The 24,198-nt window shown below is 70.0% G+C and carries 26 protein-coding genes; 9 read left to right on the top strand and 17 right to left on the bottom strand.

Going from position 1 to position 24,198, the window contains the following annotated elements; translation table 11 throughout:
• The first annotated feature begins 82 nt into the window (after positions 1–82).
• The 5 genes from LXM50_RS01400 to LXM50_RS01380 all read left to right on the top strand — a co-directional run bounded on the left by LXM50_RS01400 (position 83) and on the right by LXM50_RS01380 (position 4,206).
• Entirely contained in the window at positions 83–361 is a 279-nt protein-coding gene (locus LXM50_RS01400) for a hypothetical protein (protein WP_233309318.1), read from the top strand.
• Positions 361–1,467 carry a GNAT family N-acetyltransferase gene (locus LXM50_RS01395; protein ID WP_233309317.1) on the top strand — a complete coding sequence of 369 codons (1,107 nt, stop codon included), beginning with the start codon at positions 361–363 and terminating at the stop codon, positions 1,465–1,467. Before LXM50_RS01400 ends, LXM50_RS01395 begins: the two co-directional genes overlap by 1 nt.
• A gap of 96 nt (positions 1,468–1,563) precedes the next feature.
• Complete coding sequence (locus LXM50_RS01390; protein ID WP_233309316.1) at positions 1,564–2,259, top strand: ABC transporter ATP-binding protein; 696 nt, start codon at positions 1,564–1,566, stop codon at positions 2,257–2,259.
• Positions 2,256–3,572, top strand: coding sequence for a permease (locus LXM50_RS01385; protein ID WP_233309315.1), 1,317 nt, complete (start codon positions 2,256–2,258; stop codon positions 3,570–3,572). Before LXM50_RS01390 ends, LXM50_RS01385 begins: the two co-directional genes overlap by 4 nt.
• A 172-nt stretch (positions 3,573–3,744) precedes the next feature.
• Positions 3,745–4,206 carry a phage tail protein gene (locus LXM50_RS01380; protein ID WP_233309314.1) on the top strand — a complete coding sequence of 154 codons (462 nt, stop codon included), beginning with the start codon at positions 3,745–3,747 and terminating at the stop codon, positions 4,204–4,206.
• Positions 4,207–4,262: 56 nt separating this feature from the next.
• Here the strand turns inward: LXM50_RS01380 and LXM50_RS01375 are convergent, their stop codons facing one another.
• The 8 genes from LXM50_RS01375 to LXM50_RS01340 all read right to left on the bottom strand — a co-directional run bounded on the left by LXM50_RS01375 (position 4,263) and on the right by LXM50_RS01340 (position 11,807).
• Complete coding sequence (locus tag LXM50_RS01375; RefSeq protein ID WP_233309313.1) at positions 4,263–5,414, bottom strand: hypothetical protein; 1,152 nt, start codon at positions 5,412–5,414, stop codon at positions 4,263–4,265.
• A 331-nt stretch (positions 5,415–5,745) separates the two neighbouring features.
• A complete protein-coding gene (gene mutM / locus LXM50_RS01370) occupies positions 5,746–6,651 on the bottom strand; it encodes a bifunctional DNA-formamidopyrimidine glycosylase/DNA-(apurinic or apyrimidinic site) lyase (protein ID WP_233309312.1) in 906 nt (301 codons plus the stop codon).
• Complete coding sequence (gene rnc, locus LXM50_RS01365; RefSeq protein WP_233309311.1) at positions 6,644–7,336, bottom strand: ribonuclease III; 693 nt, start codon at positions 7,334–7,336, stop codon at positions 6,644–6,646. Before rnc ends, mutM begins: the two co-directional genes overlap by 8 nt.
• 13 nt (positions 7,337–7,349) lie before the next feature.
• The gene (rpmF, locus tag LXM50_RS01360) at positions 7,350–7,559 is read right to left on the bottom strand and encodes a 50S ribosomal protein L32 (protein WP_013586329.1); all 210 of its coding nucleotides are present in this window, start codon (positions 7,557–7,559) and stop codon (positions 7,350–7,352) included.
• A gap of 32 nt (positions 7,560–7,591) precedes the next feature.
• Positions 7,592–8,059, bottom strand: coding sequence for a DUF177 domain-containing protein (locus tag LXM50_RS01355; protein WP_233309541.1), 468 nt, complete (start codon positions 8,057–8,059; stop codon positions 7,592–7,594).
• 139 nt (positions 8,060–8,198) lie between these two features.
• A complete protein-coding gene (gene coaD / locus LXM50_RS01350) occupies positions 8,199–8,696 on the bottom strand; it encodes a pantetheine-phosphate adenylyltransferase (RefSeq protein WP_233309310.1) in 498 nt (165 codons plus the stop codon).
• A gap of 58 nt (positions 8,697–8,754) precedes the next feature.
• Positions 8,755–10,932: an ATP-dependent DNA helicase RecG gene (locus LXM50_RS01345; protein WP_233309309.1), complete on the bottom strand. Its 2,178-nt coding sequence runs from the start codon at positions 10,930–10,932 to the stop codon at positions 8,755–8,757.
• A gap of 74 nt (positions 10,933–11,006) precedes the next feature.
• On the bottom strand, positions 11,007–11,807 hold the full coding sequence (locus LXM50_RS01340) for an alpha/beta fold hydrolase (protein ID WP_374107782.1): 801 nt from the start codon (positions 11,805–11,807) through the stop codon (positions 11,007–11,009).
• 116 nt (positions 11,808–11,923) lie between these two features.
• Between LXM50_RS01340 and rsmD the strand changes: the two genes are divergently transcribed.
• Positions 11,924–12,499, top strand: a complete 576-nt coding sequence (gene rsmD / locus LXM50_RS01335; protein WP_233309308.1) for a 16S rRNA (guanine(966)-N(2))-methyltransferase RsmD — start codon at positions 11,924–11,926, stop codon at positions 12,497–12,499.
• A 7-nt stretch (positions 12,500–12,506) separates the two neighbouring features.
• On the opposite strand, the gene thiL is transcribed toward rsmD, so the two are convergent.
• Positions 12,507–13,541, bottom strand: coding sequence for a thiamine-phosphate kinase (gene thiL / locus LXM50_RS01330; protein ID WP_233309307.1), 1,035 nt, complete (start codon positions 13,539–13,541; stop codon positions 12,507–12,509).
• A 23-nt stretch (positions 13,542–13,564) separates the two neighbouring features.
• On the opposite strand from thiL, the gene LXM50_RS01325 reads away from it, so the two are divergent.
• Positions 13,565–14,098 (top strand): DUF3515 domain-containing protein, encoded by a 534-nt coding sequence (locus LXM50_RS01325; RefSeq protein ID WP_233309306.1) that lies wholly within the window; start codon positions 13,565–13,567, stop codon positions 14,096–14,098.
• A gap of 21 nt (positions 14,099–14,119) precedes the next feature.
• Here LXM50_RS01325 and LXM50_RS01320 read toward each other — a convergent pair whose 3' ends face one another.
• The 8 genes from LXM50_RS01320 to leuC all read right to left on the bottom strand — a co-directional run bounded on the left by LXM50_RS01320 (position 14,120) and on the right by leuC (position 22,177).
• Entirely contained in the window at positions 14,120–14,704 is a 585-nt protein-coding gene (locus LXM50_RS01320) for a hypothetical protein (protein ID WP_233309305.1), read from the bottom strand.
• 132 nt (positions 14,705–14,836) lie between these two features.
• Positions 14,837–15,760 (bottom strand): LysR family transcriptional regulator, encoded by a 924-nt coding sequence (locus tag LXM50_RS01315; protein ID WP_233309304.1) that lies wholly within the window; start codon positions 15,758–15,760, stop codon positions 14,837–14,839.
• A 73-nt stretch (positions 15,761–15,833) separates the two neighbouring features.
• Positions 15,834–16,916, bottom strand: coding sequence for a D-alanine--D-alanine ligase family protein (locus LXM50_RS01310; protein ID WP_233309303.1), 1,083 nt, complete (start codon positions 16,914–16,916; stop codon positions 15,834–15,836).
• The gene (locus LXM50_RS01305) at positions 16,822–17,973 is read right to left on the bottom strand and encodes an NAD(P)H-dependent glycerol-3-phosphate dehydrogenase (protein WP_233309302.1); all 1,152 of its coding nucleotides are present in this window, start codon (positions 17,971–17,973) and stop codon (positions 16,822–16,824) included. The genes LXM50_RS01310 and LXM50_RS01305 overlap by 95 nt, the downstream gene beginning before the upstream one ends.
• Positions 17,963–18,715, bottom strand: a complete 753-nt coding sequence (locus LXM50_RS01300; RefSeq protein ID WP_233309301.1) for a 1-acyl-sn-glycerol-3-phosphate acyltransferase — start codon at positions 18,713–18,715, stop codon at positions 17,963–17,965. The genes LXM50_RS01305 and LXM50_RS01300 overlap by 11 nt, the downstream gene beginning before the upstream one ends.
• A 1-nt stretch (position 18,716) precedes the next feature.
• A complete protein-coding gene (gene murA, locus LXM50_RS01295) occupies positions 18,717–20,078 on the bottom strand; it encodes a UDP-N-acetylglucosamine 1-carboxyvinyltransferase (protein WP_233309300.1) in 1,362 nt (453 codons plus the stop codon).
• A 75-nt stretch (positions 20,079–20,153) separates the two neighbouring features.
• Positions 20,154–20,750 (bottom strand): 3-isopropylmalate dehydratase small subunit, encoded by a 597-nt coding sequence (leuD, locus tag LXM50_RS01290; protein ID WP_233309299.1) that lies wholly within the window; start codon positions 20,748–20,750, stop codon positions 20,154–20,156.
• 2 nt (positions 20,751–20,752) lie between these two features.
• On the bottom strand, positions 20,753–22,177 hold the full coding sequence (gene leuC / locus LXM50_RS01285; RefSeq protein WP_233309298.1) for a 3-isopropylmalate dehydratase large subunit: 1,425 nt from the start codon (positions 22,175–22,177) through the stop codon (positions 20,753–20,755).
• A 276-nt stretch (positions 22,178–22,453) separates the two neighbouring features.
• On the opposite strand from leuC, the gene LXM50_RS01280 reads away from it, so the two are divergent.
• Together LXM50_RS01280 and LXM50_RS01275 are read left to right on the top strand one after the other, a co-directional pair.
• Positions 22,454–22,990, top strand: coding sequence for a helix-turn-helix domain-containing protein (locus LXM50_RS01280; RefSeq protein ID WP_233309297.1), 537 nt, complete (start codon positions 22,454–22,456; stop codon positions 22,988–22,990).
• Positions 22,990–24,186, top strand: coding sequence for an MFS transporter (locus LXM50_RS01275; protein ID WP_233309296.1), 1,197 nt, complete (start codon positions 22,990–22,992; stop codon positions 24,184–24,186). The genes LXM50_RS01280 and LXM50_RS01275 overlap by 1 nt, the downstream gene beginning before the upstream one ends.
• Positions 24,187–24,198 lie beyond the last annotated feature (12 nt).

Genomic DNA, 24,198 nt, shown 5'->3' with positions numbered 1-24,198 from the left:
TGACACGTCGCGGCACCCCACCGGGTGGCCGTGACGTGGAGCGAAACCGCCTTTCCGGCACGACCAACGAAAGCGAACCACCGTGAATACCGCATTGCACGCTTCGCCTCCCACCGAGTCGACGCACAGCGCTCCCGCCGAGCGCGAACTGTCCATCCAGCTTCCCCGTGAGGAGGAGCTGCGCAACCTGTCACTAGCCCAGCGAGTGGCCCTGCGTGTCGCCCTGCAGCTCATCGTGCGGTCGCGTCCTTCGACGCAGGACCGGGCTCACGCCGCCCAGGCCGAGGCCCGTCGCCTCCGCCTGCTCGAGCAGTACGAGGCCGACCGCCTGACCCGCACCGCCCCGCGGCAGGTGCTCTGATGATCGACGCCCGCACCGACGACCCGATCATCTCCCTCACCGCCGGCGCGACCCTGCGTCCGCTCGTGCTCCCCGCACGGGCGGATGCGGGGGCGCCCGGCCCGTTCCGCGACTACGCCGAGGTGCGCAACCGCGTCCTCGAGGAGGCGTCCGGCCGCGATGACGACAGCTTCACCGCGGAGGAACTGCTTCCGCTGCTCACGTCGGACGCCTACACGAATCGCCGGCAATGGCGCATCCTCATCGGGGAGCGCACGATCGGCGTGGCCTTCCTGAACATCTCGCGCGACGGCGGCGGCGACACCGCAATGTCGGCGATCAGCGTGCTCCGCGACGAGCAGGGCCGCGGGATCGCGACCTCCGTCGCCGGCTATCTCGAACCGCTCGCGCGCAGCGAGGGTGTGCGCACCCTGCAGATGTGGACGGAGCACCTCGCATCGAGCGGACCGACGCTGGATCCGCCCACGGGGTTCGGCAGCATTCCCCGCGATCACACCGCACGCTTCCTTCTCGCGCAGGGCTGGACCCTCGAGCAGGTCGACCGCGTCAGCGAGTACCGCTGGGGGGAGGACGAGCACCTGCCCGCGCTGCGGGCCGCCGCCGAGGAGGCGGCATCCGGATACCGCGTCGTGCAATGGCTGCTGCCGACCCCGGACGAGCGGCTCGACGGGTATGCGTGGATGAAGTCCCGCATGTCGACCGATGCGCCGGACGCGGCGATGGACTCTCCCGAGGAGACGTGGGACGCCGATCGCGTCCGCGAACAGGATGCGCGCTGGATCGACATGGGACACACCGTGCAGGTGACGGCAGCCGAGCACATCGAGACCGGTGAGCTCTGTGCGTACAACGAGCTCTCGCTGAAGGGAGCGGACGACAGTGTCACCCAGCAGAACGACACCCTGGTGCTGGCCGAGCACCGCGGCCACCGGCTGGGCCTGATCGTGAAGGCCGCAGGCCTGCTCTCCTGGCATGAGCGCTATCCGCGCTCGACTCGGGTCGTCACCTACAACGCCGAGGAGAACCGTCCGATGCTGTCGATCAACGAGCAGCTCGGATTCGTCCCGATCGCCTATGGCGGAGCGTGGAAGAAGGTGCTGGATTGATCCATCGGCCAGGATCATCCCGGAGGATGACGCTCCGTCACGATCCTCACTCCGGCGACCGATGATCCGCCGGGCGGTGCCGACCAGGCTGGAGGCATGAGCACAGCAGTCATCGAAGCACACGGTCTGATCAAGTCGTTCGGATCCACCCGCGCCCTGGCCGGCGTCGACCTCCGGATCGCCTCCGGGGAATCGGTCGCGATCATGGGGGCATCCGGATCCGGGAAGACGACCCTGCTGCACGTGCTCGCAGGGATCACCAAGCCGGATGGGGGCCGCGTGACCTTCCAGCCGCCCGCCGGCGGACCCGTCGAGGTGAGTGCGCTGAGCGAATCCGCGCGATCTCGCCTGCGCCGCGAGTCGTTCGGCTTCGTGTTCCAGCAGGGCCTGCTGATGCCGGAGCTCACCGCGGTGGAGAACGTCGCGCTCGCCGCGATGATCACGGGGATCTCCCGCGCGGAGGCCACCCAGCGTGCAGCCGGGTGGCTCGCGGCGCTCGGGCTGCAGGGCATGGAGGACCGCCGCATCGGCGAGCTCTCCGGCGGACAGGCGCAGCGTGTCGCCATCGCCCGCGCCCAGGTCACCGGTGCGAGCGTGGTTTTCGCGGACGAGCCGACCGGCGCACTGGACTCGGCGACCTCCTCTGAGGTCATGGATGCTCTCCTGTGGTCGACCACCGGCCAGGGACGCACGCTCGTGGTCGTCACGCACGACCCGCAGGTCGCCGCCCGATGCTCCCGGACCGTCGCGGTCCGCGACGGCCGGGTGCTGGGCACGGTGGTGAACGCATGAACGCCTCGACGCTGCGCCTGCTGCTGCGCCCCGCCCCCGGGTCCGCCGGGGTCGTGGTGATCCCGATGATCGCGTTCGCCGTGGTGTCCGCGCTCGTGCTGACAGTCGTCGGCGGCGCGCAGGCGTTCTGGCGGTGGACCGACCAGGACGCGATGATCTATCAGATCCTGGCGGCGGTCGCCCTCGTGCTGCTCGTGCTACCGCTCGCCACGCTCGGCGGCGCCGCGGCGCGGCTCTCCGCCCGTCGTCGCGATGAGCGGCTGTCGACGCTGCGCCTCCTCGGCGTCACCGGGTTCGGCGTCGGCGTGGTCGCCGTGGTCGAGTCGACCCTGGTCGCGGTGATCGGCGTGCTGGGCGGAGTCGTGCTGGCGCTCGGCCTCGCGCCGCTCGTCGGGCTCATCCCGTTCCGCGGTGCCCCGCTGGGCACGGCCGTGCTGCTGTCGCCGGGGCTCATCGCCGCCATCGCGACCGGCACCGTGCTGCTCGCGACCGTGAGCGCGGTGATCGGGCTTCGCCGCGTGGTGATCTCACCGCTCGGCGTCCGGACCAGGACCACGCCGCCGACACCGCACTGGGCGCGCGCGGTCATCGCGATCGTCGCCATCGCCGCGGGGTTCGCGGCGGGCCGGGTCGTCCCCGGGATCGGCGGCGCGATCGCCATGATCACCGGCCTGGTCGCGATCTTCGGCGTCGGGCTGCTGGTATTGAACCTGATCGGCCCTTGGGTCCTGAAGATCGGCGCCAGGATGCAGCTGCGCGGCGCCAAGACGCCCTCGCGTCTGCTCGCAGCACGCATCGTGCTGGACGATCCGAAGGCAGCGTGGCGTCAGGTCAGCGGCGTGGCGATGGCGAGCTTCATGGCCGTGTTCGCCGGCACCGGCGTCGCCCTCATGGATGCGATCAGCTCGGGCGAGCCCTCGGCGCAGCAACTGATGCTCGTCGCGGACATGCGCACCGGCCTCATCATCACGCTGGTCGCCTCGTTCCTCATGGTCGGATGCTCCGTGGCCGTGACGCAGGCCTCCGACATCCTCGACCAGCGCGACCTGCACCGCAGTCTGCACTACCTCGGCGTTCCGGCCGACACCGTGGACTCCGCACGACGGCGCGCCGTGATGTCGCCATTGCTGATCACCGCCCTCGGCTCCGCCCTCTGCGCCGCCGTGCTCATCTTCCCGCTGCTCGGCATGGCGCTCATCACCGCGCCGCTGTCCATCGCGACGATCGCCGCGGTGCTGCTCGCCGGCATCGCGCTCGTGTGGACCGCGACTCGACTCACCCGGCCGCTGCTGATGCGCGCGTTCGCCGGCTGAACGGGCTGATCTCAGGATCGGGTCGCGGCCGTCAGGAACTCCTCGACGGCCGCGACCGTCGTGGCGTTGTCGACATGCACCACTCCACGGATGCCGACGCGCGCGGCGAGTGCGAGTGAGAGGGATGTGTCGCAGAATGGACCCGTCCCGCCAGCGACCCGAGGAGCACCGAATGAGCAGCATCGTCGACTTCGCGACCGTCTCGACCGCCGGGCTCGAATCCTCTCCCATCCCGGATGCGCTGGCAGGCCTGCGCGCGAACGAGGCGCGGTACATCACGAACAAGTACGGCTCCCCGTTCACCGTGAGCACGCCCGAAGAGGACCCGGAGACGCTGCACTGGGTGACGGAGATCCTGCGTGAGGAACGCGACATCGTGATCGCGAGTCCCGCACTCGAGGTGAGCGGCTTCGAGGCGGACGGGATCCGCTTCGGCTACGTCTTCTACGCCTCGGGTCTCGCGATCAACGTGATGTACACGCTCGCCGACGCGGGTAAGCGCGCGGTCGGTTTCAAGCTGTCGCTCGGCATGGAGATTCCGGAGGAGTTGTCCGCCTTCAAGTTCGCCCGGCAGCGGTCGAAACTCGCCGGCGAGATCCGCGGGTCCTACTTCGTCATCAAGGGCGAGCACTAGCTGCGCGGGGCGAGCTCTTCTGCTCTGACCACGGTTCTGAGTGTCTCACAGGACCCTCAGTTCGGCAGAGTCGCCTTGTAGATGGTCGCCGTGCCGGTGCCGATGAACACCGTGCTCCCCGAGACGGCGATGCTCTCGGCGTTGCCGGTGATGCCGCTGACGTCCGCGCGCTTCGTCCAGGTCGACCCGTCGGTGGACGAGTAGACGGCGGGAACGGTCGGCGAGTTCGCCAGCATGTACGTGGTGCCGCCGTCCTGGTAGGTGTCCAGGACGGCGCTGAGACCGGGGCCCGAGATGGTGGTGTACTTCCCCGTGGCCGTGTCGAAGGCCGCGAGACCGGCCGAGCCGTTCACAGAGATCACGTCGCCGCGGAGCGTCGACTTGGAGAAGACGATCTTCGAGCCCACCGCATCCGCATGGTAGGGGTGCGGCAGCGTGGCGATCACCGGGCCCGGGTCCACCGTGCTCCAGCCGGATCCGGGCGTGTAGACGTCGAGTCCCGTGCTGTTGTACGCCGTGTGCTGCACGCCGTCCTTGCCGGGGTACTGGAACGCGAGCGAGGCGGCGCCCGTGGCCGACATCGTGCTCGCCCGTGTGTAGAGCTTCCCGTTCACGACGGACATCCAGTAGTAGCGGGCGTACTCGCCGTCACCGGGATAGGTCGCCAGTACCGCGGGGTCGTCCGCCGCCGTGCGCTCGATGGTCCAGGTCGCACCGCCGTCGACGGACTTCTTGATCGCGGCGATGGTGTTGGTCGGCCCGTACGCGGTCTTGTCCGGATTCTGTATCGACCCGGCCAGGAACAGCTCGCCTCCGAGCTTGGCGGCGTCGAACACGTGCACGAACGGCGTGTTCGCCACGTAGCTGCCGGCATGCGTCGCCGAGTCGTACAGACCGTAGTTCGCCGGCGAGGTCCAGCTGACCCGCGGGTCCATGTTCGGGGCGTAGACCTTGCCGTCCCACACCCGCAGCGCGTGGATCTCCTCGGCCGGCATGCCCATGACCTCGTGCTTCTCGGCTCCGGTCGCGATCGAGTACGAGTTCAGGCTCACCGGCCCGGTGTTGATGTTGTAGTCGCCGTAGCCGGCGAAGACCTTGCCATCGGCGACGGCCAGGTCGTGGATCCCCGAGTGGAACGTGCTCTGCGTCCCGACCCAGCTCGGGACCGCCTTCGCATCGCTGTTCGTCGCGAAAAGGGATGCCTTCACCGCCGAGGTCGTCGTGGTTCCGCCTGGCTTGGACGGGCCTTTCGCCGGGTGCACGGATGCCGTCGGCTGCGCATTTCCGGATGCCGGAACGGCGTTCGCGGGCGCTGCGATGCCCAGCGTGCACGCCGCAACCAGGGCGAGGGCAGGAACTGCGCGAAGAGCGGTGCGGGAGAGCCGGCTGCCGGCGCGAGATCCGGAATTCTCGATGGACCGCATGAGCGTTGGGCCTTTCGACATGGGTGGCTGGTGCGGAGCAAGACGAATGTCGAGGATTATTCTGCTATATCGGCAGTCGTGGGAGGAAGCCGGACGAAGCCCGATGCGAATTCGGTCATCGTCGGCGCTGGCACCTCGGGCAGAAGTGCGACGAGCGGTTCATGAACGACACGCGCTTGATCGGTGTTCCGCAGCGAGAACACGGGATTCCTTCGCGCCCGTACGCCTCGAGAGAGTGCGCGAAATAGCCGGCCTCGCCGTTCACGTTGACGTACTGGGCGTCGAAGCTCGTGCCGCCTTCGGCCAGAGCTTTCTCCAGCACGGCCCGCACCTCGGCCAGCAGCCGGTTCGCGGCCACGGTCGACAGCGCGGAGGCCGGCGTCTCGGGATGGATGCGGGCAGCCCAGAGCGACTCGTCGGCGTAGATGTTCCCGACGCCGCTGATGAGGTTCTGGTCCAGAAGGACGCGCTTGATGGCGCTCGACCGCGTCCGAAGTGCGCGGCGGAACACGCTGTCCTGAAACGCCTCGTCCATGGGATCGCGCGCAATGTGCGAGACCTGCGATGGCAGGAGTGGCGCCTCGCTCCCCCAGCCTGCAGCGTGGCCGTCGGATGTCGGCACCAGCGCATCGACGGCGAGCGATCCGAAGGTGCGCTGATCGGCGAACACGACGGCGAGCTCGCCGTGCTGCGGGTGCTCGGCGAAGAGCCGGATCCGCTCGTGCCGTTCGGCGGGCGCGTCGGGGCGGCGCAGCAGCAGTTGCCCCGACATGCCCAGGTGTCCGACGATCGCCGAGCTGCTTTCGGGCCCGGCGGTTGCGAGCGGCATCCAGAGGAACTTCCCTCGGCGCGCGACCGTGACGACCTCGGATCCTTCGAGCCGGGCGACGAAGTCGGCGGCACCCGCCGCGTGCCGCGTGAGGGCGCGCTCGTCGTGCACCGCCACCGCGAGGATGCGTGCGCCCGTCAACGCCGGCGCGAGGCCCGCGCGGACGACCTCCACCTCGGGAAGCTCAGGCACGGTCGCTGAGCGTGTGCCAGGCGGCCAGCGCCGCGGCCATCTCGGCTGTCTTCTTGCTCGTGCCCGAGCCCGAGCTCGCCAGGTCGCCCGTCGTCACGGTCGCGGTGAAGCGCCGATCGTGATCGGGACCTGTCGAGACCACCGCGTACGCGGGGGCGCTGAGCCCGAGATGCGCGGACAGCTCCTGCAGCGCGGTCTTCGGATCCATCGCCGCGCCGTACCTCTCCGGATCGGCGAGGAGCGGCTCGATGAGTCGCAGCACCAGCGCGGTCGCCGCCTCGGGCCCCGCGGACAGGTAGGTGGCCCCGAACACGGCCTCCATGGTGTCGGCGAGGATCGAGTCCTTGTCACGACCGCCGGTGCGCTCCTCGCCGTTTCCGAGCAGGATGTGCGCGCCGAGCCCGATGCCGCGGGCGACCTCCGCGAGAGCGACGGTCGACACCACGCTCGCGCGTCGCTTCGCCAGCGAACCCTCGTCGAGGTCGGGAAGCGTCGTGTAGAGCATCACAGTCACGGCCTGGCCGAGCACGGAGTCGCCGAGGAACTCGAGACGCTCGTTGTGCGGGAGCGCGCCGTTCTCGTACGCGTACGAGCGATGCGTGAGCGCAAGCTGAAGCAGCTCGGGGTCGATGTCGACTCCGAGCTGCTCAGAAAGAGGGCGCGTCCCTACGGGGACTTCTGCCATGATCGAGGATCGATCAGACGTCGGCGACCTTGCGGCCCTTGTACTCGAGGAACAGCTCGGTGCCCTGCGAGTCGGTGACGACCTTCGCCTGGTGGGGACGGCTGTAGACGACCTTGCCGTTCTCGATGGTCTTGACGAGGGCAGGAGCCTCCGCCTTCCACTGCGCGCGACGCGAGCGGGTGTTCGAACGGGAGACCTTGCGCTTCGGGGGGTTACCGGCCATGGTTGCTTACCTTCTGTGTTCTGGGCGCGCAGCTATTTCGCTGCGTTTCCGTGGTCTGTGATCTGCTGGAGCGCGGCCCATCGAGGATCGACAGGAGCGTCCTGCTCTTTCCCGGCGCTTCCGGTCAGCCGCTCGCCGGTCTCGGGATCGAGTCCAGGGCAATCCGGCTGACACACCGGCTGAAACGGGAGCGCCAAAACCACCGCGTCCCTGACCAGAGTTTCAAGATCCACGTGGTCGTCTTGAACCTCGAAGTCGTTCGCTTCCTCTCCAGGGTACGCGAAAAGCTCTTGAAACTCGACTTCGACAGGCTCTTCGATCGGATTCAGGCATCGACCGCACTCTCCGCGGTACGTCGAATCGACCTCGCCGGTGACGAGGATCCCCTCGTGCACGGACTCCAGCCGGACGTCGAGATCGAGTTCCTCGCCCTTCTCGACCGAGACGAGACCCTCGCCCCACTGCTCGGGCAGAGGAATCGTCATCCGGAACTCCCGCATCTCACCGGGTCGACGAACGATGTCGTGCGCGGACAGCGAGAATGGTCCTTTGCGTCGGGTCTTCACCGGTTCAGTCTACCGGGCGCACCTGGGCGGAGGCCGGGCCCTCCGACGGGCTCAGGGACCGGCGGGCGGGCGTTCAGATGCCGCGGGCTCCGGTGTCGAGGAAGCGCGCGACCGCCGGCGGTACGAACGGGGACACGTCGCCGCCGAGCGCGGCGACCTGGCGCACGAGCGAACTGGAGACGAGAGCGTGCGCCGGATCAGGCAGCAGGAACACGGTCTCGATGTCGGCGAGATGGCGGTTCACGATCGCCATCGGCGACTCGTAGGCCACGTCGATCTGGGACCGGATGCCCTTCACCAGCACGCTCGCGTTCACGTCCCTGGCGTAGTCGACCAGCAGGCCCATGCTCCAGGATCCGACGATGACGGTTCCCACGACGCCGGCCTCGGCGATCGACTCCTCCAGCAGCGCGAGGCGCTGAGCCACCGGCAGCATGGCCTGCTTGTCGGGGTTGTGCACCACCAGCACGTGCAACTCGTCGTAGAGCGCGGCGGCGCGTCGGATGACGTCCAGGTGGCCGAGGGTCGGCGGGTCGAAGGAACCGGGGACGACGGCGATCCGAGCGCTCATGCCTCAACCCTAGCGGCGCGGATCTCTGCATCCGCCGAGCGGGCGCCGCAGAGCGTGCTCAGTTCTTGGCGAGCGCCGCACGATCGTCGATGCTGAGTCGCTGCGCCATCGCCTCGCGCAGGCCGTCGTGCGTCTGCAGCGCCGGATCGGCCTCGATGATCTCCTCGGCGATCGCGCGGGCCTGCGCGATCAGATCCGCGTCCTTGATGACGCGCAGCAGCTTCAGCGACGACTTCGCCCCGGACTGACGCGCTCCGAGCACGTCACCCTCGCCGCGCAGATCGAGGTCGACCTCGGCGAGCACGAAGCCATCGAGCGTCGCGGCGACCGCATCGACCCGATCGCGGGCCGGGGTGCCCTGCTCGGCCTCGGTGACCAGCAGGCACAGGCCCGGCACGCCACCGCGCCCGATACGGCCGCGCAGCTGGTGCAGCTGGGAGACGCCGAACCGGTCGGCCTCGAGCACGATCATCGTCGAGGCGTTCGGCACGTCGACGCCGACCTCGATCACGGTCGTCGCGACGAGAAGGTCGATCTCGCCGCGGGCGAAGGACTGCATGATCGCGTCCTTCTCATCCGCGGCCATGCGCCCGTGCAGGCCGGCGACACGCACGGAGCCCAGCTTCGGGTGCGTGCTGAGTGCGGCAAGCAGCTGCACCACGCCCCAGCGCGGACCGCGGCTCTCCTCCTCCTCGTCCGCGAAATGCTCCTGATCCGCCTCCTCGGCGCCATCGTCGGTGTCGATCGCCGCGCACACGGCGAACACCTGACGGCCTTTCTCGATTTCCTCGGCGGCGCGCTCCCACACCCGGGCGAACCAACCGGGGTGGTCGGCGAGCGGAGCGACGAACGTCTCGATGCCCGCTCGCCCGCTCGGCATCGTGCGGATCACCGAGGTGTCGAGATCGCCGAACACGGTCATCGCGACGGTGCGCGGGATCGGGGTGGCCGTGAGCACCAGTGCGTGCGGACTCGTGCCCTTGGCGCGCAGCGCCTCGCGCTGCTCGACGCCGAAGCGATGCTGTTCGTCGACCACCACCAGCCCGAGGTCGGCGAAGGTCGTCTTCTCCCCGAGCAGGGCGTGCGTGCCCACCACGATGAGCGCCTGCCCCGCCGCGACGCGCAGCGCGGCCTTGCGCCGTTCGGGCGCGGACATCTGCCCCGTGAGCAGCGTGGGCATCACGAGCGGGGCGAGCTTCGGGCCGAGCATCTTCGTGATCGAGCGCAGGTGCTGCCCGGCGAGCACCTCGGTCGGCGCGATGAGCGCCGCCTGGCCGCCCGACTCCGCGACCTGCAGCATGGCGCGCAGGGCGACCAGCGTCTTGCCGGATCCGACCTCTCCCTGGACCAGCCGGTTCATCGGCGCCCCGCCGACGAGGTCCGCGGCGATCGTCTCGCCGACCGCCTCCTGATCGGGTGTGAGCTCGAACGGCAGCGCGGCGTCGAAGCGCTCCAGCAGTCCTCCGGGTTTCGCCGGCCGAGCCGTGGCGTCGAGCATGCGCACGAGGTAGCGCTGCTGCATGAGGGCGCTCTGCAGCGTGAGCGCCTCGTGCATGCGCAGCGTGCGGATCGCCGGCGCGATCTCGTCCTTGGTGCTCGGCCGGTGGATGCGCTCCAGCGCCGCACGGGCATCGAGCAGGCCCTCCTGGAGGCGCACGGCGTCGGGGATGGGCTCCGGCACCGGTCCGAGCTCGTCCAGGACCGTGCCGACCATCTTCTCGATCTGCCACGTGGTGAGAGCCGCCGTGGCCGGGTAGATGGGCAGCGGTGTGGTCACCAGCACATCGGCCTGCGTGCGCGCGCGCAGCTCGTCGTCGAACATCTCGTACTGGGGGTGCGCGAACTGCGTGACACCGCGGTAGTCGCCGACCTTGCCGGTGAACACCCCGCGGCGACCGATCCGCAGTTCCTTCTCCCGCCACTCGAGCTGACCGCGGTACTTGGCGAAGAACGTCAGCACCATGCGGCCGACCCCGTCGCCGATGTCGACCGTCATCATCGCGCCGCGACGGTTCTTCATGTCGCGCACGTCGACCTTCATCACCTCGGCGACGATCGTGACCGTCTCGCCCTTCGGGAGGTCGAGGATCGGTGTGAGCTCACCGCGGTTGGCGTAGCGGCGCGGGTAGTGCGAGAGCAGATCCCAGACCGTGCTCATGCCGAAGGCCTTCTGCAGCGCCTTCGCGTTCCCGTCGCCGACCGCGACAGCAAGCGGCGAATCGAGGCGGAGCGGCATGCTCAGAAGTCTAGAACGGGCCTCGGACGGCCGGATCCCGCTTTGCACACGTCCGCTCCGCGGCGAGGCGCTCCTCAGCTGCCGAGGAACTCCAGCGCGGCATCACGGAAGGCCTTCGAGCCCGGGGCGTTGAAATGGTGCCGGCCCGGGATCTCGAAGAAGGATCCGTTCGGCGCCGCTTCGGCGAGGCGGCGCGAACCGTCGATGATGGGATCCTCGGATCCGGTCGAGAAGAGGATCGGCTGGCCGGGTGCGGTCGCCGGATCCGGATCGATCGTGCGCGCCTCGCCGCGCATGCCGAGTGCGAGCGCGAGCATCACGTCGAGATCGTTTCCCGGCACGCGCTCGGTGAGCGCGATGTAGTCCCGCGTGGCGGGATCGGTGACCGGCGTGCCCGCGGTGATGTACGCGCGCACCTCGGCGACGTCGAGCCGCTCCAGCGGACGTCCGTCGGGGATGCCGCCGAGCACGGCGCGCGGGACCCTGTCGCCGAGGTCGCGCAGCACCTCCCATCCCACGCGGGCTCCCAGGGAGTAGCCGATGTAGAGCGCCTCGTCGACGAGGTAGGTGTCGAGCACCTGCTCGATGTCGCCCGCGAGAGTGCGCATCGTGTAGTCCTCGGGCTGATGCGGCTTCTCACTGGCGCCGTGACCGCGCTGGTCGACCGCCAGCACACGATAGCCGGCACGCTCCAGCGTGCGCGCCCAGCCCGTCAGCACCCAGTTGTCGCGTGCGCTGGAGGCGAAGCCGTGCACCAGCAGCACGACCGGAGCGTCCGGTTCGCCCCAGGTGTAGGTCGCGAGGCCCACGCCCTCACCCGCCTCGATGATCTGCGGACGGGGCATGCTGATCAGTGCTGCAAGAGGTTCGGCCACTCGTCCATCTTGCCCCTGTCGCACCCGCCGAGGGGCCGGGAGCGGCCTCTGTGACACGGACCGGCGGGCGGATCCGCGCCGTGCGTCGAAGATCCTCGGGCGAATAGGGTGAACGGGTGACGAGAATCATCGCCGGACCCGCCGGCGGCACCCGGCTGGAAGTACCGGGGCAGGGCACGAGGCCCACGAGCGATCGGGTGCGCGAGTCGCTGTTCGGGGCTCTCGAATCGATGGATGCGATCGCCGATGCACGCGTGCTCGATCTGTACGCCGGATCCGGAGCCCTGGGCCTGGAGGCACTCAGCCGAGGCGCGCGCAGCACGGTGCTCGTCGAGAGGGGACGCGGCGCCGCTGCGGTGATCCGCCGCAACGCGTCCGCGGTCTCCAGGGCGCTGGGCCCAGACACGTCGGGGAGCACGACCGTGCAGGAGTCGTCCGTGCACGGGTATCTCGTCCGGGCCACGGGCCCGTTCGACCTGGTCTTCACCGACCCGCCCTACGACCTGTCCGATGCCGAGATGACGGCCGACCTGGTGGCGCTCACCCCGCTCCTCTCCCCCGACGCCGTCGTCGTCATCGAGCGGGCGAAACGCTCCACGCCGCCGGAACTCAGCACAGCCGGCCTCGCCCTCATCCGGGAGAAGGCCTACGGCGACACCGTCCTGTGGTGGGCGGAGCCCACCGCTTCGTGAACGTCCGTCAGTGCGGAGCGTCGGCTCCCGCGTCGCGGTAGGGGTCCCAGCCGAGAGGGCCCACGGGCTCGCCGTCACACAGCACGGGGGCGTCGGGGACGGCGGAGATCACGGCCCCGATCGGGCGGAATCCCGGCGGGAGCATCCCCGGGGAGAACGTGGCGAGCAGGGCGTGATCCTCGCCGCCCGCGAGCGCCCGATGCGGATGCGCGCCGAGGGCCGACCGTTCCAGGGCGATCGTCACTCGGGAGGCCTCCGCCATGCGGCCCGCATCGAGGGCGAGGCCGTCGGAGACGTCCATCATCGCGGTGGCTCCGGCGATCGCGGCGATCGGGCCGAGCCCGATCGGCGGCGCGGGGCGCAACTGAGCGGCGATCGCGTCCGCTTCGCCCTCCGTCAGCGCCGCGGCGACCACGGGCACCGCCGCCCCGTCGCGGTGGAAGCGCCGGAACAGCACGGAGAGGCCGTGTCCGGCGAGACCCATCTCCCCGGCGATCGCGACCTCGTCGCCCACGCGAGCACCGGCCCGGGTGACGGCAGGGCGACCTTCCAGGTCGCCGAGCGCCGTCACGGCGACCATCAAGGTCGCCGACACGGTCAGATCACCGCCGACGACCGCGCACCCCGGGGCGAGTGCGGCGCAGGCATCGCGGAAGCCGTCGGCGAGCGCCGCCACGAAGGAGAGCCGTCGGTCCTTCGGCACCGCGAGGGCCACGAGCAGCGCCGTCGGGCGCGCGCCCATCGCTGCGACGTCAGCGAGGTTCACGGCCGCCGACTTCCAGCCCAGGTCGTAGCCGCTCGACCACGCCGCGCGGAAGTCCGGCCCCTCCACGAGGGTGTCGGTGGTCGCGACGACCGATCCGGAGGGCGCGGCGATCACCGCGGCGTCGTCGCCCGGCCCCAGCAGCGCATCGCGCCCCGCGGGCGTCCGCGCCAGGATCGTGCGCAGCACGCGCCCCTCGCTCACTTCGCCGATCATCGGATCGTCGGATGCCGGAGCCCCCGCGGTCGGGACGGATCCGGGAGCTGAAAGGTCCACCATGCTCTCAACGGTAGCCTGGAGGGATGCCCCGCCGTCTCTCCGTCGCCACTGTCCTCGTGCTCGGGACGGCGCTGCTGGCCGGGTGCAGTTCGACGGTGCATCTGAATCCCGCCGACGATGCGAACGACCCGCGCTGCGCAGATGTCTCGGTGCGGTTGAGCAACGTCCCGTCGATCGACGGGCACGACCGGCGCTGGACGGACGCGCAGGCGACGGCGGCCTGGGGAGACCCCTCCGTGGTGCTGCTCACCTGCGGTCTGCCGGAGGCGGAGCCGACCAGTGCCCTGCAGTGCATCTCCCTGCAGGGCATCGACTGGCTCGTGGACGACTCGAAGAGCCCGTATCTGACGCTCACCACCTACGGGCGGAAGCCCGCCGTGCAGCTCTACATCAACAGCAAGCCCGATGAGCCGAACAAGGGCGTCAGCGCCAACGATGTGATCGGAAACAAGAGCCTCGCCGCGGCGATCGCGACGATCCCCGCCACGCATGCCTGCACCGACCGCCCGGGCGCCGACACGGCCACACCGACGCCGACGCCGAACAAGGCAGGCTGACGCACGTTCGCTCCGACCGGCTCAGACGCCCGAGCCGCGCGCGGCCCGAACGGCCGCCGCGTTCGACCGCTCCGGATCCGCTTCAGGTCGCTCTGCTCCTCGGGGACTCTGCAGGACGATCTCGACGAGCGCCGGCACCCAGATGAGGGCGCCGAGCAGGACGGTCAGCCATGCCCCGTGCGGCGTCGTCACGTCGGAGACGACGGCGACGCCGATCGGCACGCCCACGAGCAGAGTCAGCGAGGGGAGCCCCGCGAGCAGCCGCAACCCGCGCCGGCTGCGGCGTGAGAACAGGAAGCCCGCGCCGACGAAGGCGGCGAGCAGCGGGAGCGTCGCCGGATCCGCGAGCATCGCGAACGGCGCGAACACCAGCCACACGGCCCCGCGGCGTTCGCCGGCGATCCGGCGGGCGAACGCCCAGCCGAACAGGGCTCCCATGATCGTCCCCGGCACGAGGATGAAGCCGAACGTTCCCAGCCAGTGGAACTCCGACTCGAAGCCTGCGAGCTGCGCCATCATGCCGCGCATCGATGCCGCCCACGCGAGCCCGCCGACGGCGCCGACCACGATCGGCAGCACCACCCGTGTTCGCATCGTCGCGCCCATGACCGCTCCTTCTCGCGCCCCACGACGCCGCACCGCGCATCGCGGTCGGATCATGCTGACGTTCTACCAGGGAAGCGGGTCTCCCGTCGGATCGTTTCCTCCGCGGAAACGGAGGCGACTGATCCGATCGGCTCAGTGCCGCGCGGACGGCGCCGCGCGGGTGATCGCCTCGGTGAAGTCCGCGAAAAGCGCGATCATCGCCAGCAGCTCGGGTCTGACGTCCGCCGAGCGATGGTGCATGTAGTACCAGCACGCCGGAACGCCGTCGAGCTCGACCCAGGTCAACGCGGGCGGAAGCGCCGCTGCCAGGGCCGCCGGAACCACCGTGATCCCGGGCCCCACGAGCAGCTGCCCGGCGACGTCCGATGTCCGCGACGCCGGCAGCCGGACCAGCGAGGCTTCGGCGAGCGGTCGGACGTCGGCGAGGACGAACGGATCCATGTAGCTCGGCGGGAGCTCCGGCGAGTACAGCAGCGGCTGCTGCGCGAACTCGGCGACGGGAACGCGGCGCCGATGCGTATAGGGATGCCCGGTAGGGATGAGGCCGACGCGCCGCAGCTCTCCGAGCCGGGTGGAGGTCACCCCGGCGGCCTCCGCGACACCGAACGTGAGCACGGCGTCCACCGCGCCGGCGGTCAGGTCCGGATCGAGCCGATCGAATGCGGTCGGCACGAGAACGACCCCGACCCCCGGATGGGCGTGCGAGAGCGCGAGCTCGAGCGTTGCGAGCGCGGCCGGCATGAGTGGAGCGACCGCGTCCACTCCGGCGGGGAACGCCACGCGCAACCGCTCCGCGGGCTCCGCGACCGCCGCCAGCTGAGCGGCCTGAGCGGCTTCCAGCACCCGGGGCGCGAACTGGAGGAACCGGCGCCCCGCGGCGGTGAGCCCGATGACGCCTCCGGAGTCCCGCTCGATCAGCGGGATCCCGAGGTCGGCCTCCAGCCGCTGAACCCGTTTGGTGACCGCCGAGATCGACACCCCGAGCTCGGCCGCGGCGTGTCCGAAATGCCGATGGCGGACCACGGCGAGGAAGGCGGTCAGCGCGATGATGTCCATCGCATCCTCCCCTCGGCGCGGGCATGGCAGAACGCCAGGATGCCGCTGCGCCGAGGGGCGCGCAAGAGGCGGCTCAGCGGCGCAGCCCCGCCTCGATCAGCTCGGTGATGAGATCGCGGTAGCTGAGCCCCGAGGCGACCCAGCACTTCGGGAACATCGAGATCGGCGTGAAGCCGGGCATCGTGTTCAGCTCGTTCACGACGAGGGTGCCGTCGGCCGTGAGGAACATGTCGACGCGCGCGAGACCGCGTCCGTCGACCGCCTCGAACGCCTTGATGCCGGCGTCCTGGATCGCGACGACCTCGGCCTCCCCCAGCTCGGCCGGGCAGACCACGTCCACACCGTCGCCGCCGAGGTACTTGCCCTCGAAATCGTAGAAGCCCCGGGACGTCAGCACGATCTCGCCCGGCACGGAAGCACGCGGCCCTTCCACGCCCTCGAGGATCGCCACCTCGATCTCGCGGCCGACGACCCCGGTCTCCACGAGCACCTTGTCGTCCTCGGCGAGAGCGATCCGCATCGCCTCGTCGAACTCGGCCGGGTCGGTCACCTTCGAGACGCCGACGCTCGACCCCGCGCGGGCCGGCTTCACGAAGAGCGGCGATCCGAGCCCGGCCGCGGCAGCGCGCACGCCGTCCGGATCCTGCGCCCATTCCCGCGCGCGCACGGTGATCCAGGGCGCCACGTCGATGCCGGCGGCCTGCAGCGCGACCTTCATGAAGTGCTTGTCCATGCACAGCGCGGAATCCAGCACTCCGCCTCCGGCATACGGGACCTCGAGGGTGTCGAAGTAGCCCTGCAGCGTGCCGTCCTCGCCGTGCGGTCCGTGCAGCAGCGGCAGCACCACGTCGATCGGGCCGAGATCCTCGGTCGATCCGTCCGCGCGCGTCACGCGCAGCGTGCGGATCCCGCCCGGCTCCGGCCACTGGATCCGCGTGCCGTTGTCCACGACCTCGGGCAGGTGCGCCGCGTCGAGCGGGAACTTCTCCGGCTCGTCGTCTTCGAGCACGAACGCGCCGGCGCGAGTGATCCCGACGGGGATGACGTCGTAGCGCTCCCGATCAAGGGCGCGCAGCACCCCTCCCGCCGTGGCGGAGCTGATCGAGTGCTCGCTGGAGCGCCCTCCGAAGAGCACCACCACCGTCTGCTTGTCCATTGCCCGTCCCTTCCCCCTGCGGGGTGTCGTCGTCGGTGGTCAGATGGGGGGCGATGTCGCGCGGATCCATGGCGCCGTCCAGCACCATCTTCACCTGCTCGACGATCGGCATCTCCACGCCGGCGGCGCGGGCCAGCTGCAGGATCGGCGCGACGGACGCGAGTCCCTCGGCTGTCTGCTGCATCTGCTTGACCACGTCCTGGAAGCTGTATCCCTGACCGAGCAGACGCCCGGCCGTGTTGTTGCGGCTGAGCGGCGACTGGCATGTCGCGATCAGGTCGCCGAGGCCGGCCAGACCCTGCAGGGTCCCCGGCTGTGCGCCGTTCGCCACGGCGAAGTCGGTCATCTCGACCAGGCCGCGGGTGATGATCGACGCCTTGGTGTTCTCGCCGTAGCCGACGCCGTCGACGATGCCGATGGCGACCGCGATCAGATTCTTCAGCACGCCGCCGAACTCCGTGCCGATCACGTCGGTGTTCACGAAGCTGCGGAAGTAGCGGTTGCGCGCCGTCCGCGCCACGATGTCGGCCGTCTCCTGGCTGGTGGAGGCGATGACGGCGGCTGTGGGCTGCTCACGAGCGATCTCGAGCGCCAGGTTCGGTCCGCTCGCCACGGCGATCCGGTCGGGGTCGCAGCGCAGCTCCTGCTCGATGACCTGGCTCATCCGCAGTCCGGTGCGCTTCTCGACGCCCTTCATGAGGCTGACCACGGGAATGTCCGAGTTCTGCAGCAGCGGGCGCAGCGCCTTGAGGTTCTCCCGCAGCGTCTGGCTGGGCACCGACAGGTACACCTGCTCGGCGCCTTGGATCGCCTCGGCCAGGTGATGCGTGGCCGTCATCGAGCGTGGCAGGTTGATGCCGGACAGGTACTGCGAGTTGCGCTTGGCCTCGGCGATCTCGTGCGCCAGCTCCTGCCGGCGCGCCCACATCGTCACCTGTGCTCCGCCGTCGGCCAGGATCTTGCCGAAGGTCGTGCCCCAGCTCCCGGCACCGATCACGGTGACGCGGGGGCCGAGCGGGACCGAGGCGGTGCGCGGGGCCGCGTTCCTAGGAGTCAAGACGCCCCGTCTCCTTCTGGCCGTGTTCGGCCGGGTTCCAGCGCTCGGCGGGAGCCTTCTCGCCGCGGAGCTCCTCCAGGAGCGCCGTGACAGCGGCCATGAGGCGGTCGTTCGCCTCCACCAGCGCGGCGCGCTCCCCTCCTCGACCGTAGAGGTCGGAGAGATCGACCGGATCCCCGATCAGCACGTCGACCTTCTTGCGCGGCGGCCAGAGGCTGAGCCCCTTCTGATAGCGGCCCATGATGTTCTGGGTGCCCCACTGCGCCATCGGGATCAGCGGGATCCGTCCGGCGAGGGCGAGGCGGACGGCACCCGTCTTGCCGCGCATCGGCCAGAGCTCCGGATCCCGGGTGAGGGTGCCCTCCGGGTAGACGATGACTCCGCGCCCGTGCTCCACGAGCTCCTCGGACTGCACCAGGGTCTGCTTCGCCGCAGCGGCGGATGAGGCCCGGGCGACCGGGATCATCCCCGTGCCGCGCAGCGCCCAGCCCAGGACGGGGACGCGGAACAGGCTCTCCTTCGCCATGAAGCGCGGCGCGCGGCCGAGCCGCCACACGGCGACGGCGACGATCAGCGGGTCGAACTCGGAGTAGTGGTTCGGCGCCAGCACGAAAGCGCCAGCGCGAGGCAGCTTCTCCGCGCCGCGGATCCGGATCTTCGCCAGGAACGAGACGAACGGCACCACGAAGACCGCCAGGAACCAGAACAGGCTCGGGCGGGTCTTCTCGGCGGTCGCGCGCATCTCAGCCGATCACGTCGAAGTCGGCGCCGAGCGCGGTGAGCTTGTCGAGGAACTTCTCGTAGCCGCGGCTGAGGATGTCGACGCCGGAGACCCTCGACTCGCCGGTCGCGGTGAGCGCGGCGATGACGTGGCTGTAGCCGCCGCGCAGGTCGGGCACCACGATGTCCGCGCCGTGCAGCGGCGTCGGGCCCGTGATGACCGCGGCCTGCTCGAGGTCGCGACGCGCCACACGACGCGGGCCGTCCTGCAGGCCGTGCGGGTGCACGACGATGTCCGCGCCCATCTTGATCAGCGCGCCGGTGAAGCCCATCCGGTTCTCGTACACGGTCTCGTGCACCACCGAACGGCCGCGCGCCTGCGTGAGCGCGACAACGAGCGGCTGCTGCCAGTCGGTCATGAAGCCCGGGTGCACGTCGGTCTCGACGATCACCGGCTTGAGCTCGCCGTCGCGGCGGAACAGGATCCCGTCCTCGCGCACGTCGAACCAGCCGCCCGCCTTGCGGAACACGTTGAGGAACGTCAGCATCTCCTGCTGCTTGGCGCCGCCGACGAAGATCTCGCCGTCGGTCGCGAGCGCCGCCGAGGCCCAGGACGCGGCCTCGTTGCGGTCGAAGATCGAACGGTGGTCGTAACCGCGCAGCTTCTCCACTCCCTCGATGAGGATCACGCGGTTGGGCTCGTAGGAGATGATCGCGCCCATCTTCTGCAGCACCGCGATGAGATCCATGATCTCGGGCTCGATGGCCGCGTTGCGCAGCTCGGTCGTGCCTTCGGCCCGTACCGCGGTCAGGAGGACCTGCTCGGTCGCACCGACGCTCGGGTACGGCAGGTGGATGTTGGCGCCGTGCAGGCGGCTGCCGCCCGTGGACAGCCGGATGCCGCTGGGCAGCTTCTCGACGGTCGCGCCGAACTTGCGCAGCGCGTCGAGGTGGAAGTCGATCGGGCGGTCGCCGATGCGGCAGCCGCCGAGGTCCGGGATGAAGGCCTGTCCCAGCCGGTGCAGCAGAGGGCCGCAGAACAGGATCGGGATGCGCGAGGCACCCGCGTGGGCGTCGATCTCCTCGAAGTGCGCGGACTCGACCTCGCTCGGGTCGAAGATCAGCGCCCCGGGCTCGTCGCCCTCGGTGACCCGCACGCCGTGCACTTCGAGCAGCGAGCGCACCACGGCGACGTCGCTGAGGTCGGGGACGTCGCGGAGCGTGCTCGCGGTCTCCCCGAGGAGGGTCGCCACCATCGCCTTGGTCGCGAGGTTCTTCGCGCCCTTCACGTCCACCCGGCCGTGCAGTGGCCGTCCGCCGCGGATTGCCAGGACATCGCCCGAAGGCTTCGAAGCGAGCGTGGTCTCGTGCAGCGGTGTCGTCATTCAGGGCCTCTTCTTGTGGAACGGGCGCGGCCGGAGCCGCCGGGCGGATGCCCTAGGCTCACGGCCGCGTCCGATTCAGAGAACAGGAAGCGTACGTGGCCGCCACGACTCGCGACGGGCCTCGAACTGCGCGATCTTGTCTTCGTTGCGCAGCGTAAGCCCGATGTCATCGAGCCCTTCGAGGAGCCGCCATCTAGTGTAATCGTCGATCCCGATGGAGGTCTGGAAGTCGCCGATCGTGGCGGTGCGCGCCTCCAGGTCGACGGTGATCTCCCGGCCGGGATCCTCGTCGATCAGGGCCCAGATCCGCTCGATGTCGGCCTCGTCGACGGTCGCGGCGAGCAGGCCCTGCTTGCCAGAGTTCCCGCGGAAGATGTCGGCGAAGCGGGGGCTCAGCACGACGGCGAAGCCGTAGTCGCGCAAGGCCCAGACCGCGTGCTCGCGACTGGATCCGGTGCCGAAGTCGGGACCCGCCACGAGCACGGACGCGTTCCGGAAGGCGTCCTGGTTGAGCACGAACTCGGGGTCCTGACGCCAGGCGTGGAAGAGCGCGTCCTCGAAGCCGGTCTTGGTGACCCGCTTGAGGAACACCGCCGGGATGATCTGGTCCGTGTCGACGTTGGAGCGCTTCAGGGGCGCCGCGACACCCGTATGGGTAGTGAACTTCTCCACGATCAGGCCTCCAGATCGCTCGGGCTGGACAGGGTGCCGCGCACGGCGGTGGCGGCGGCGACGAGGGGCGAGACGAGGTGCGTGCGACCGCCCTTGCCCTGGCGGCCCTCGAAGTTGCGGTTCGAGGTCGACGCGCAGCGCTCCCCCGGAGCCAGCTGGTCGGGATTCATGCCCAGGCACATCGAGCAGCCGGCGAACCGCCACTCGGCACCGAAGTCGGTGAAGACCTTGTCGAGCCCTTCGGCCTCCGCCTCCAGGCGCACCCGGGCGGATCCGGGGACGACCATGACGCGCACGCCATCGGCCTTCGTCTTGCCCTTGATGACCGACGCGAAGGCGCGTAGATCCTCGATCCGGCTGTTCGTGCAGGAGCCCATGAAGACCGCGTCGACCTTCACCTCCTTCAACGGAGTGCCGGGAGTCAGGTCCATGTACTCGAGAGCCCGCTCGGCGGCGCTGCGTTCGTTCGGGTCGGCGATCCGGGCCGGATCCGGGACCGTGGAGGACAGCGAGCTGCCCTGGCCGGGGTTGGTGCCCCACGTCACGAACGGCTCCAGCTCATCCGCATCGATGAACACCTCGGCGTCGAACGTCGCGCCCTCGTCGGTCGGCAGCGTCTTCCAGTAGGCGACGGCGTCGTCCCAGTCCTGCCCCTGCGGCGCGTGGGGCTTGCCCTGCACATACGCGAAGGTGGTCTCGTCCGGCGCGACCATGCCCGCCCGCGCGCCGGCTTCGATCGACATGTTGCAGATCGTCATCCGACCCTCCATCGAGAGGGCGCGGATGGCACTGCCGCGGTACTCGAGCACGTAGCCCTGCCCGCCGCCGGTGCCGATCTTCGCGATCACTGCGAGGATGATGTCCTTCGCCGTGACACCGGGGCGCAGCGTGCCCTCGACGGTGATCGCCATGGTCTTGAACGGCTTCAGCGGCAGCGTCTGCGTGGCCATGACATGCTCGACCTCGCTCGTGCCGATGCCGAAGGCCATGGCGCCGAACGCGCCGTGGGTGGACGTGTGCGAGTCGCCGCAGACGACGGTGATGCCGGGCATGGTCAGGCCGAGCTGCGGGCCGACGACGTGCACGATCCCCTGCTCGGCGTCGCCCAGCGAGTGCAGCCGCACACCGAACTCTGCGGCGTTGCGGCGCAGCGTCTCGATCTGGGTGCGGCTCGTGAGATCGGCGATGGGCTTGTCGATGGCGAGGGTCGGGGTGTTGTGATCCTCGGTGGCGATCGTCAGATCGAGGCGTCGCAGCGGGCGCCCTTCGCTGCGCAGACCGTCGAAGGCCTGCGGGCTGGTGACCTCGTGCACGAGGTGGAGGTCGATGTAGATGAGGTCGGGCTCGCCGTTCTCGCCCTTCACCACGAGGTGGTCGTCCCAGACCTTCTCGGCCAGCGTGCGGGGTCGGGGGGATGCGTCGTTCATGCGTTGCTTCTCCTGGGTAGTGGTGCGGCCGTCCCCTGAAGAGCAGGGCGCGACTCCGCGGCGAGAGAGGCCTAGATCGAGGTCTCGCCGCGGCTGCTAAGGAGAAGCTGCACCGCCTGCATGGCCACGAGTTTACCCCCGGTCAGGGTGGGTGTTTCCCACCCACCCTGACCGCTTCGCCGCTCGGACCAGGCGCGCTGCCACGATGATGCACAGCATTCTCCGCGATCGGATCGTCATGTTGCGAATAACTCTTCGCATCATTACTGTGGCCGCATGCTCGCCGAGGAACTCACCACTGCCCAACTTCGCGTGCTGTCGCACCCCGTGCGACTGGCCTTCCTGCGCCGGCTGCGGGATCACGGTCCCGCGACCTCGCGAGCTCTCGGGCGTGAGTTCGAGCTCGACTCGGGAGCCGCCAGCTACCACCTCCGCCGGCTCGAGGCAGGGCGCCTCATCCGAGAGGATCCGGAACTCGGCACCCGCCGAGAGCGGTGGTGGCGCGCCGTCGACGACATGTCCCAGTTCGATCCCTCTGTGCACGACGATGACGCCGCGGCCCGGCAGTACGTCCAGTCCGTCGTGCTGTCGGCCGCAGAGGAGCTGCACCGAGTCGCAGCCGCCGTACCCGACGCGGATCGGACCTGGCTGTCCGAAGCCGCCTTCGTCGACCTTCGTCTCCCGCTCGACGGCCCGGGACGCCGCGCGCTCCTGGCCGAGCTCATGACGGTCGTGGACCGGTATCGCGATGCCGGCGATCCCGCCACGGCCCCGGCCACCCAGGTGAACCTCCAGATCTACGCGCAGCGCTGATGGGCGCAGCGTTCCCTCGCGACGGCGCCATCTGGGTTCTGGCCTACACACTGGCCGTGCTCGGCGATGTCGCCTACTACCTTGTCCTCACCTGGGCGGCGGCGGAAGCCGGAGGGGCGAGCGGGTCTGCAGCCATCCTCGCCGCGGGCTCCATCCCCCGATTGCTGCTCCTCCTCGCGGGCGGCATGCTCGCCGATCGGGTCGACCCTCGGCGGATAGCGATCTGGACCGATACCGCACGGGCTGCGACGTTGATCGCTGCTGCTCTGCTGACGTTCTCTCTCGGCTCGCAGCTCTGGTGGCTGATCGTCGTCGCGGTGATCTTCGGGATGATCGACGCGTGCTTCCTCCCTGCCGTCGGGGCGATGCCGGCGCGGCTCGTGCCGCCCGAGGCGCTGGCCCGACTGCAAGGCTGGCGGATCACCGGACTGCGAATCGCCAACGCCGTCGGCCCTGTGGCGGGCGGCGTGCTGCTCGGGGTCGGCGGCGAGATCGCCTTCGGGGCGCTGGCGGTGCTCTTCGCCGTGTCCGTGCTGCTGCTGCGCCGCATCCGGCCGCGATCCGCCGGCGTCGCAGTGCGGAACTCCGATCCGCAGATCGGTGCGGCCGGCTGGCGCGACATCCAGCGGCTGAGGATCGTCCCGCTGGTGATCGGTACCGCACTCTCGGAGCTGCCATTTGCCGGGCCCGTGGCCGCGGCGATCGTGTTGATGGTCAATGATCGCGAATGGCCGGCGGGCATCGCCGGAGTGATCCTGGCAGGATTCAGCGTCGGCGCTCTCGTCACGAGCCTGGCCATGTCCACGATGCGGCGGACGGGCGGACGTGCCGTCGTGCTCGTCTCCGTGGCGGCGACCGCCGGGCTGCTGCTCTTCTTCGGCGGGGCTGCCGACGTCGGGACCGCCATCCTCTCCGGCGCCGGACTGGGCGTCACCAGCGGCACCACGATGGTGCTGTGCCAGGGACAGGTGCAGCGCTCGACCCCGCCGGCCCTCCTCGGTCGGGTGACGGCGGTGCTGACCCTGCTCACATTCGGGCTCAGCCCGCTCGCCTACGCGGGCGTCGGTCTCGTCGCCGATACCGCCGGGCTGCCGATGTTCTTCGCCGCGACGTCCGCCGTGGTCGTAGCGGCGGGTGTCGTGCTGGCGACGGTGCGCTTCGGCTCTCCTGAGCCGACTGCTGCCGCCGATCGGTGAGGCCGCGCCCCA

The organism is Microbacterium sp. Au-Mic1 (assembly GCF_021341785.1).
GTDB lineage: Bacteria > Actinomycetota > Actinomycetes > Actinomycetales > Microbacteriaceae > Microbacterium.
Note: the sequence above shows the minus strand (reverse complement) of the source record. Positions and strands in the feature narration are given on the sequence as shown.

Coding starts and splice junctions, on each gene's coding strand:
- LXM50_RS01320 (WP_233309305.1), bottom strand. CDS start 14,704: ATGGGCGCGACGATGCGAACACGGGTGGTGCTGCCGATCGTGGTCGGC.
- LXM50_RS01355 (WP_233309541.1), bottom strand. CDS start 8,059: ATGCGGGAGTTCCGGATGACGATTCCTCTGCCCGAGCAGTGGGGCGAG.
- rpmF (WP_013586329.1), bottom strand. CDS start 7,559: ATGGCCGGTAACCCCCCGAAGCGCAAGGTCTCCCGTTCGAACACCCGC.
- LXM50_RS01315 (WP_233309304.1), bottom strand. CDS start 15,760: ATGGACATCATCGCGCTGACCGCCTTCCTCGCCGTGGTCCGCCATCGG.
- murA (WP_233309300.1), bottom strand. CDS start 20,078: ATGACGACACCGCTGCACGAGACCACGCTCGCTTCGAAGCCTTCGGGC.
- leuC (WP_233309298.1), bottom strand. CDS start 22,177: ATGAACGACGCATCCCCCCGACCCCGCACGCTGGCCGAGAAGGTCTGG.
- LXM50_RS01385 (WP_233309315.1), top strand. CDS start 2,256: ATGAACGCCTCGACGCTGCGCCTGCTGCTGCGCCCCGCCCCCGGGTCC.
- LXM50_RS01280 (WP_233309297.1), top strand. CDS start 22,454: ATGCTCGCCGAGGAACTCACCACTGCCCAACTTCGCGTGCTGTCGCAC.
- rnc (WP_233309311.1), bottom strand. CDS start 7,336: ATGGCAGAAGTCCCCGTAGGGACGCGCCCTCTTTCTGAGCAGCTCGGA.
- LXM50_RS01325 (WP_233309306.1), top strand. CDS start 13,565: ATGCCCCGCCGTCTCTCCGTCGCCACTGTCCTCGTGCTCGGGACGGCG.
- LXM50_RS01300 (WP_233309301.1), bottom strand. CDS start 18,715: ATGCGCGCGACCGCCGAGAAGACCCGCCCGAGCCTGTTCTGGTTCCTG.
- LXM50_RS01380 (WP_233309314.1), top strand. CDS start 3,745: ATGAGCAGCATCGTCGACTTCGCGACCGTCTCGACCGCCGGGCTCGAA.
- thiL (WP_233309307.1), bottom strand. CDS start 13,541: ATGGTGGACCTTTCAGCTCCCGGATCCGTCCCGACCGCGGGGGCTCCG.
- LXM50_RS01310 (WP_233309303.1), bottom strand. CDS start 16,916: ATGGACAAGCAGACGGTGGTGGTGCTCTTCGGAGGGCGCTCCAGCGAG.
- coaD (WP_233309310.1), bottom strand. CDS start 8,696: ATGAGCGCTCGGATCGCCGTCGTCCCCGGTTCCTTCGACCCGCCGACC.
- LXM50_RS01390 (WP_233309316.1), top strand. CDS start 1,564: ATGAGCACAGCAGTCATCGAAGCACACGGTCTGATCAAGTCGTTCGGA.
- LXM50_RS01275 (WP_233309296.1), top strand. CDS start 22,990: ATGGGCGCAGCGTTCCCTCGCGACGGCGCCATCTGGGTTCTGGCCTAC.
- LXM50_RS01345 (WP_233309309.1), bottom strand. CDS start 10,932: ATGCCGCTCCGCCTCGATTCGCCGCTTGCTGTCGCGGTCGGCGACGGG.
- LXM50_RS01395 (WP_233309317.1), top strand. CDS start 361: ATGATCGACGCCCGCACCGACGACCCGATCATCTCCCTCACCGCCGGC.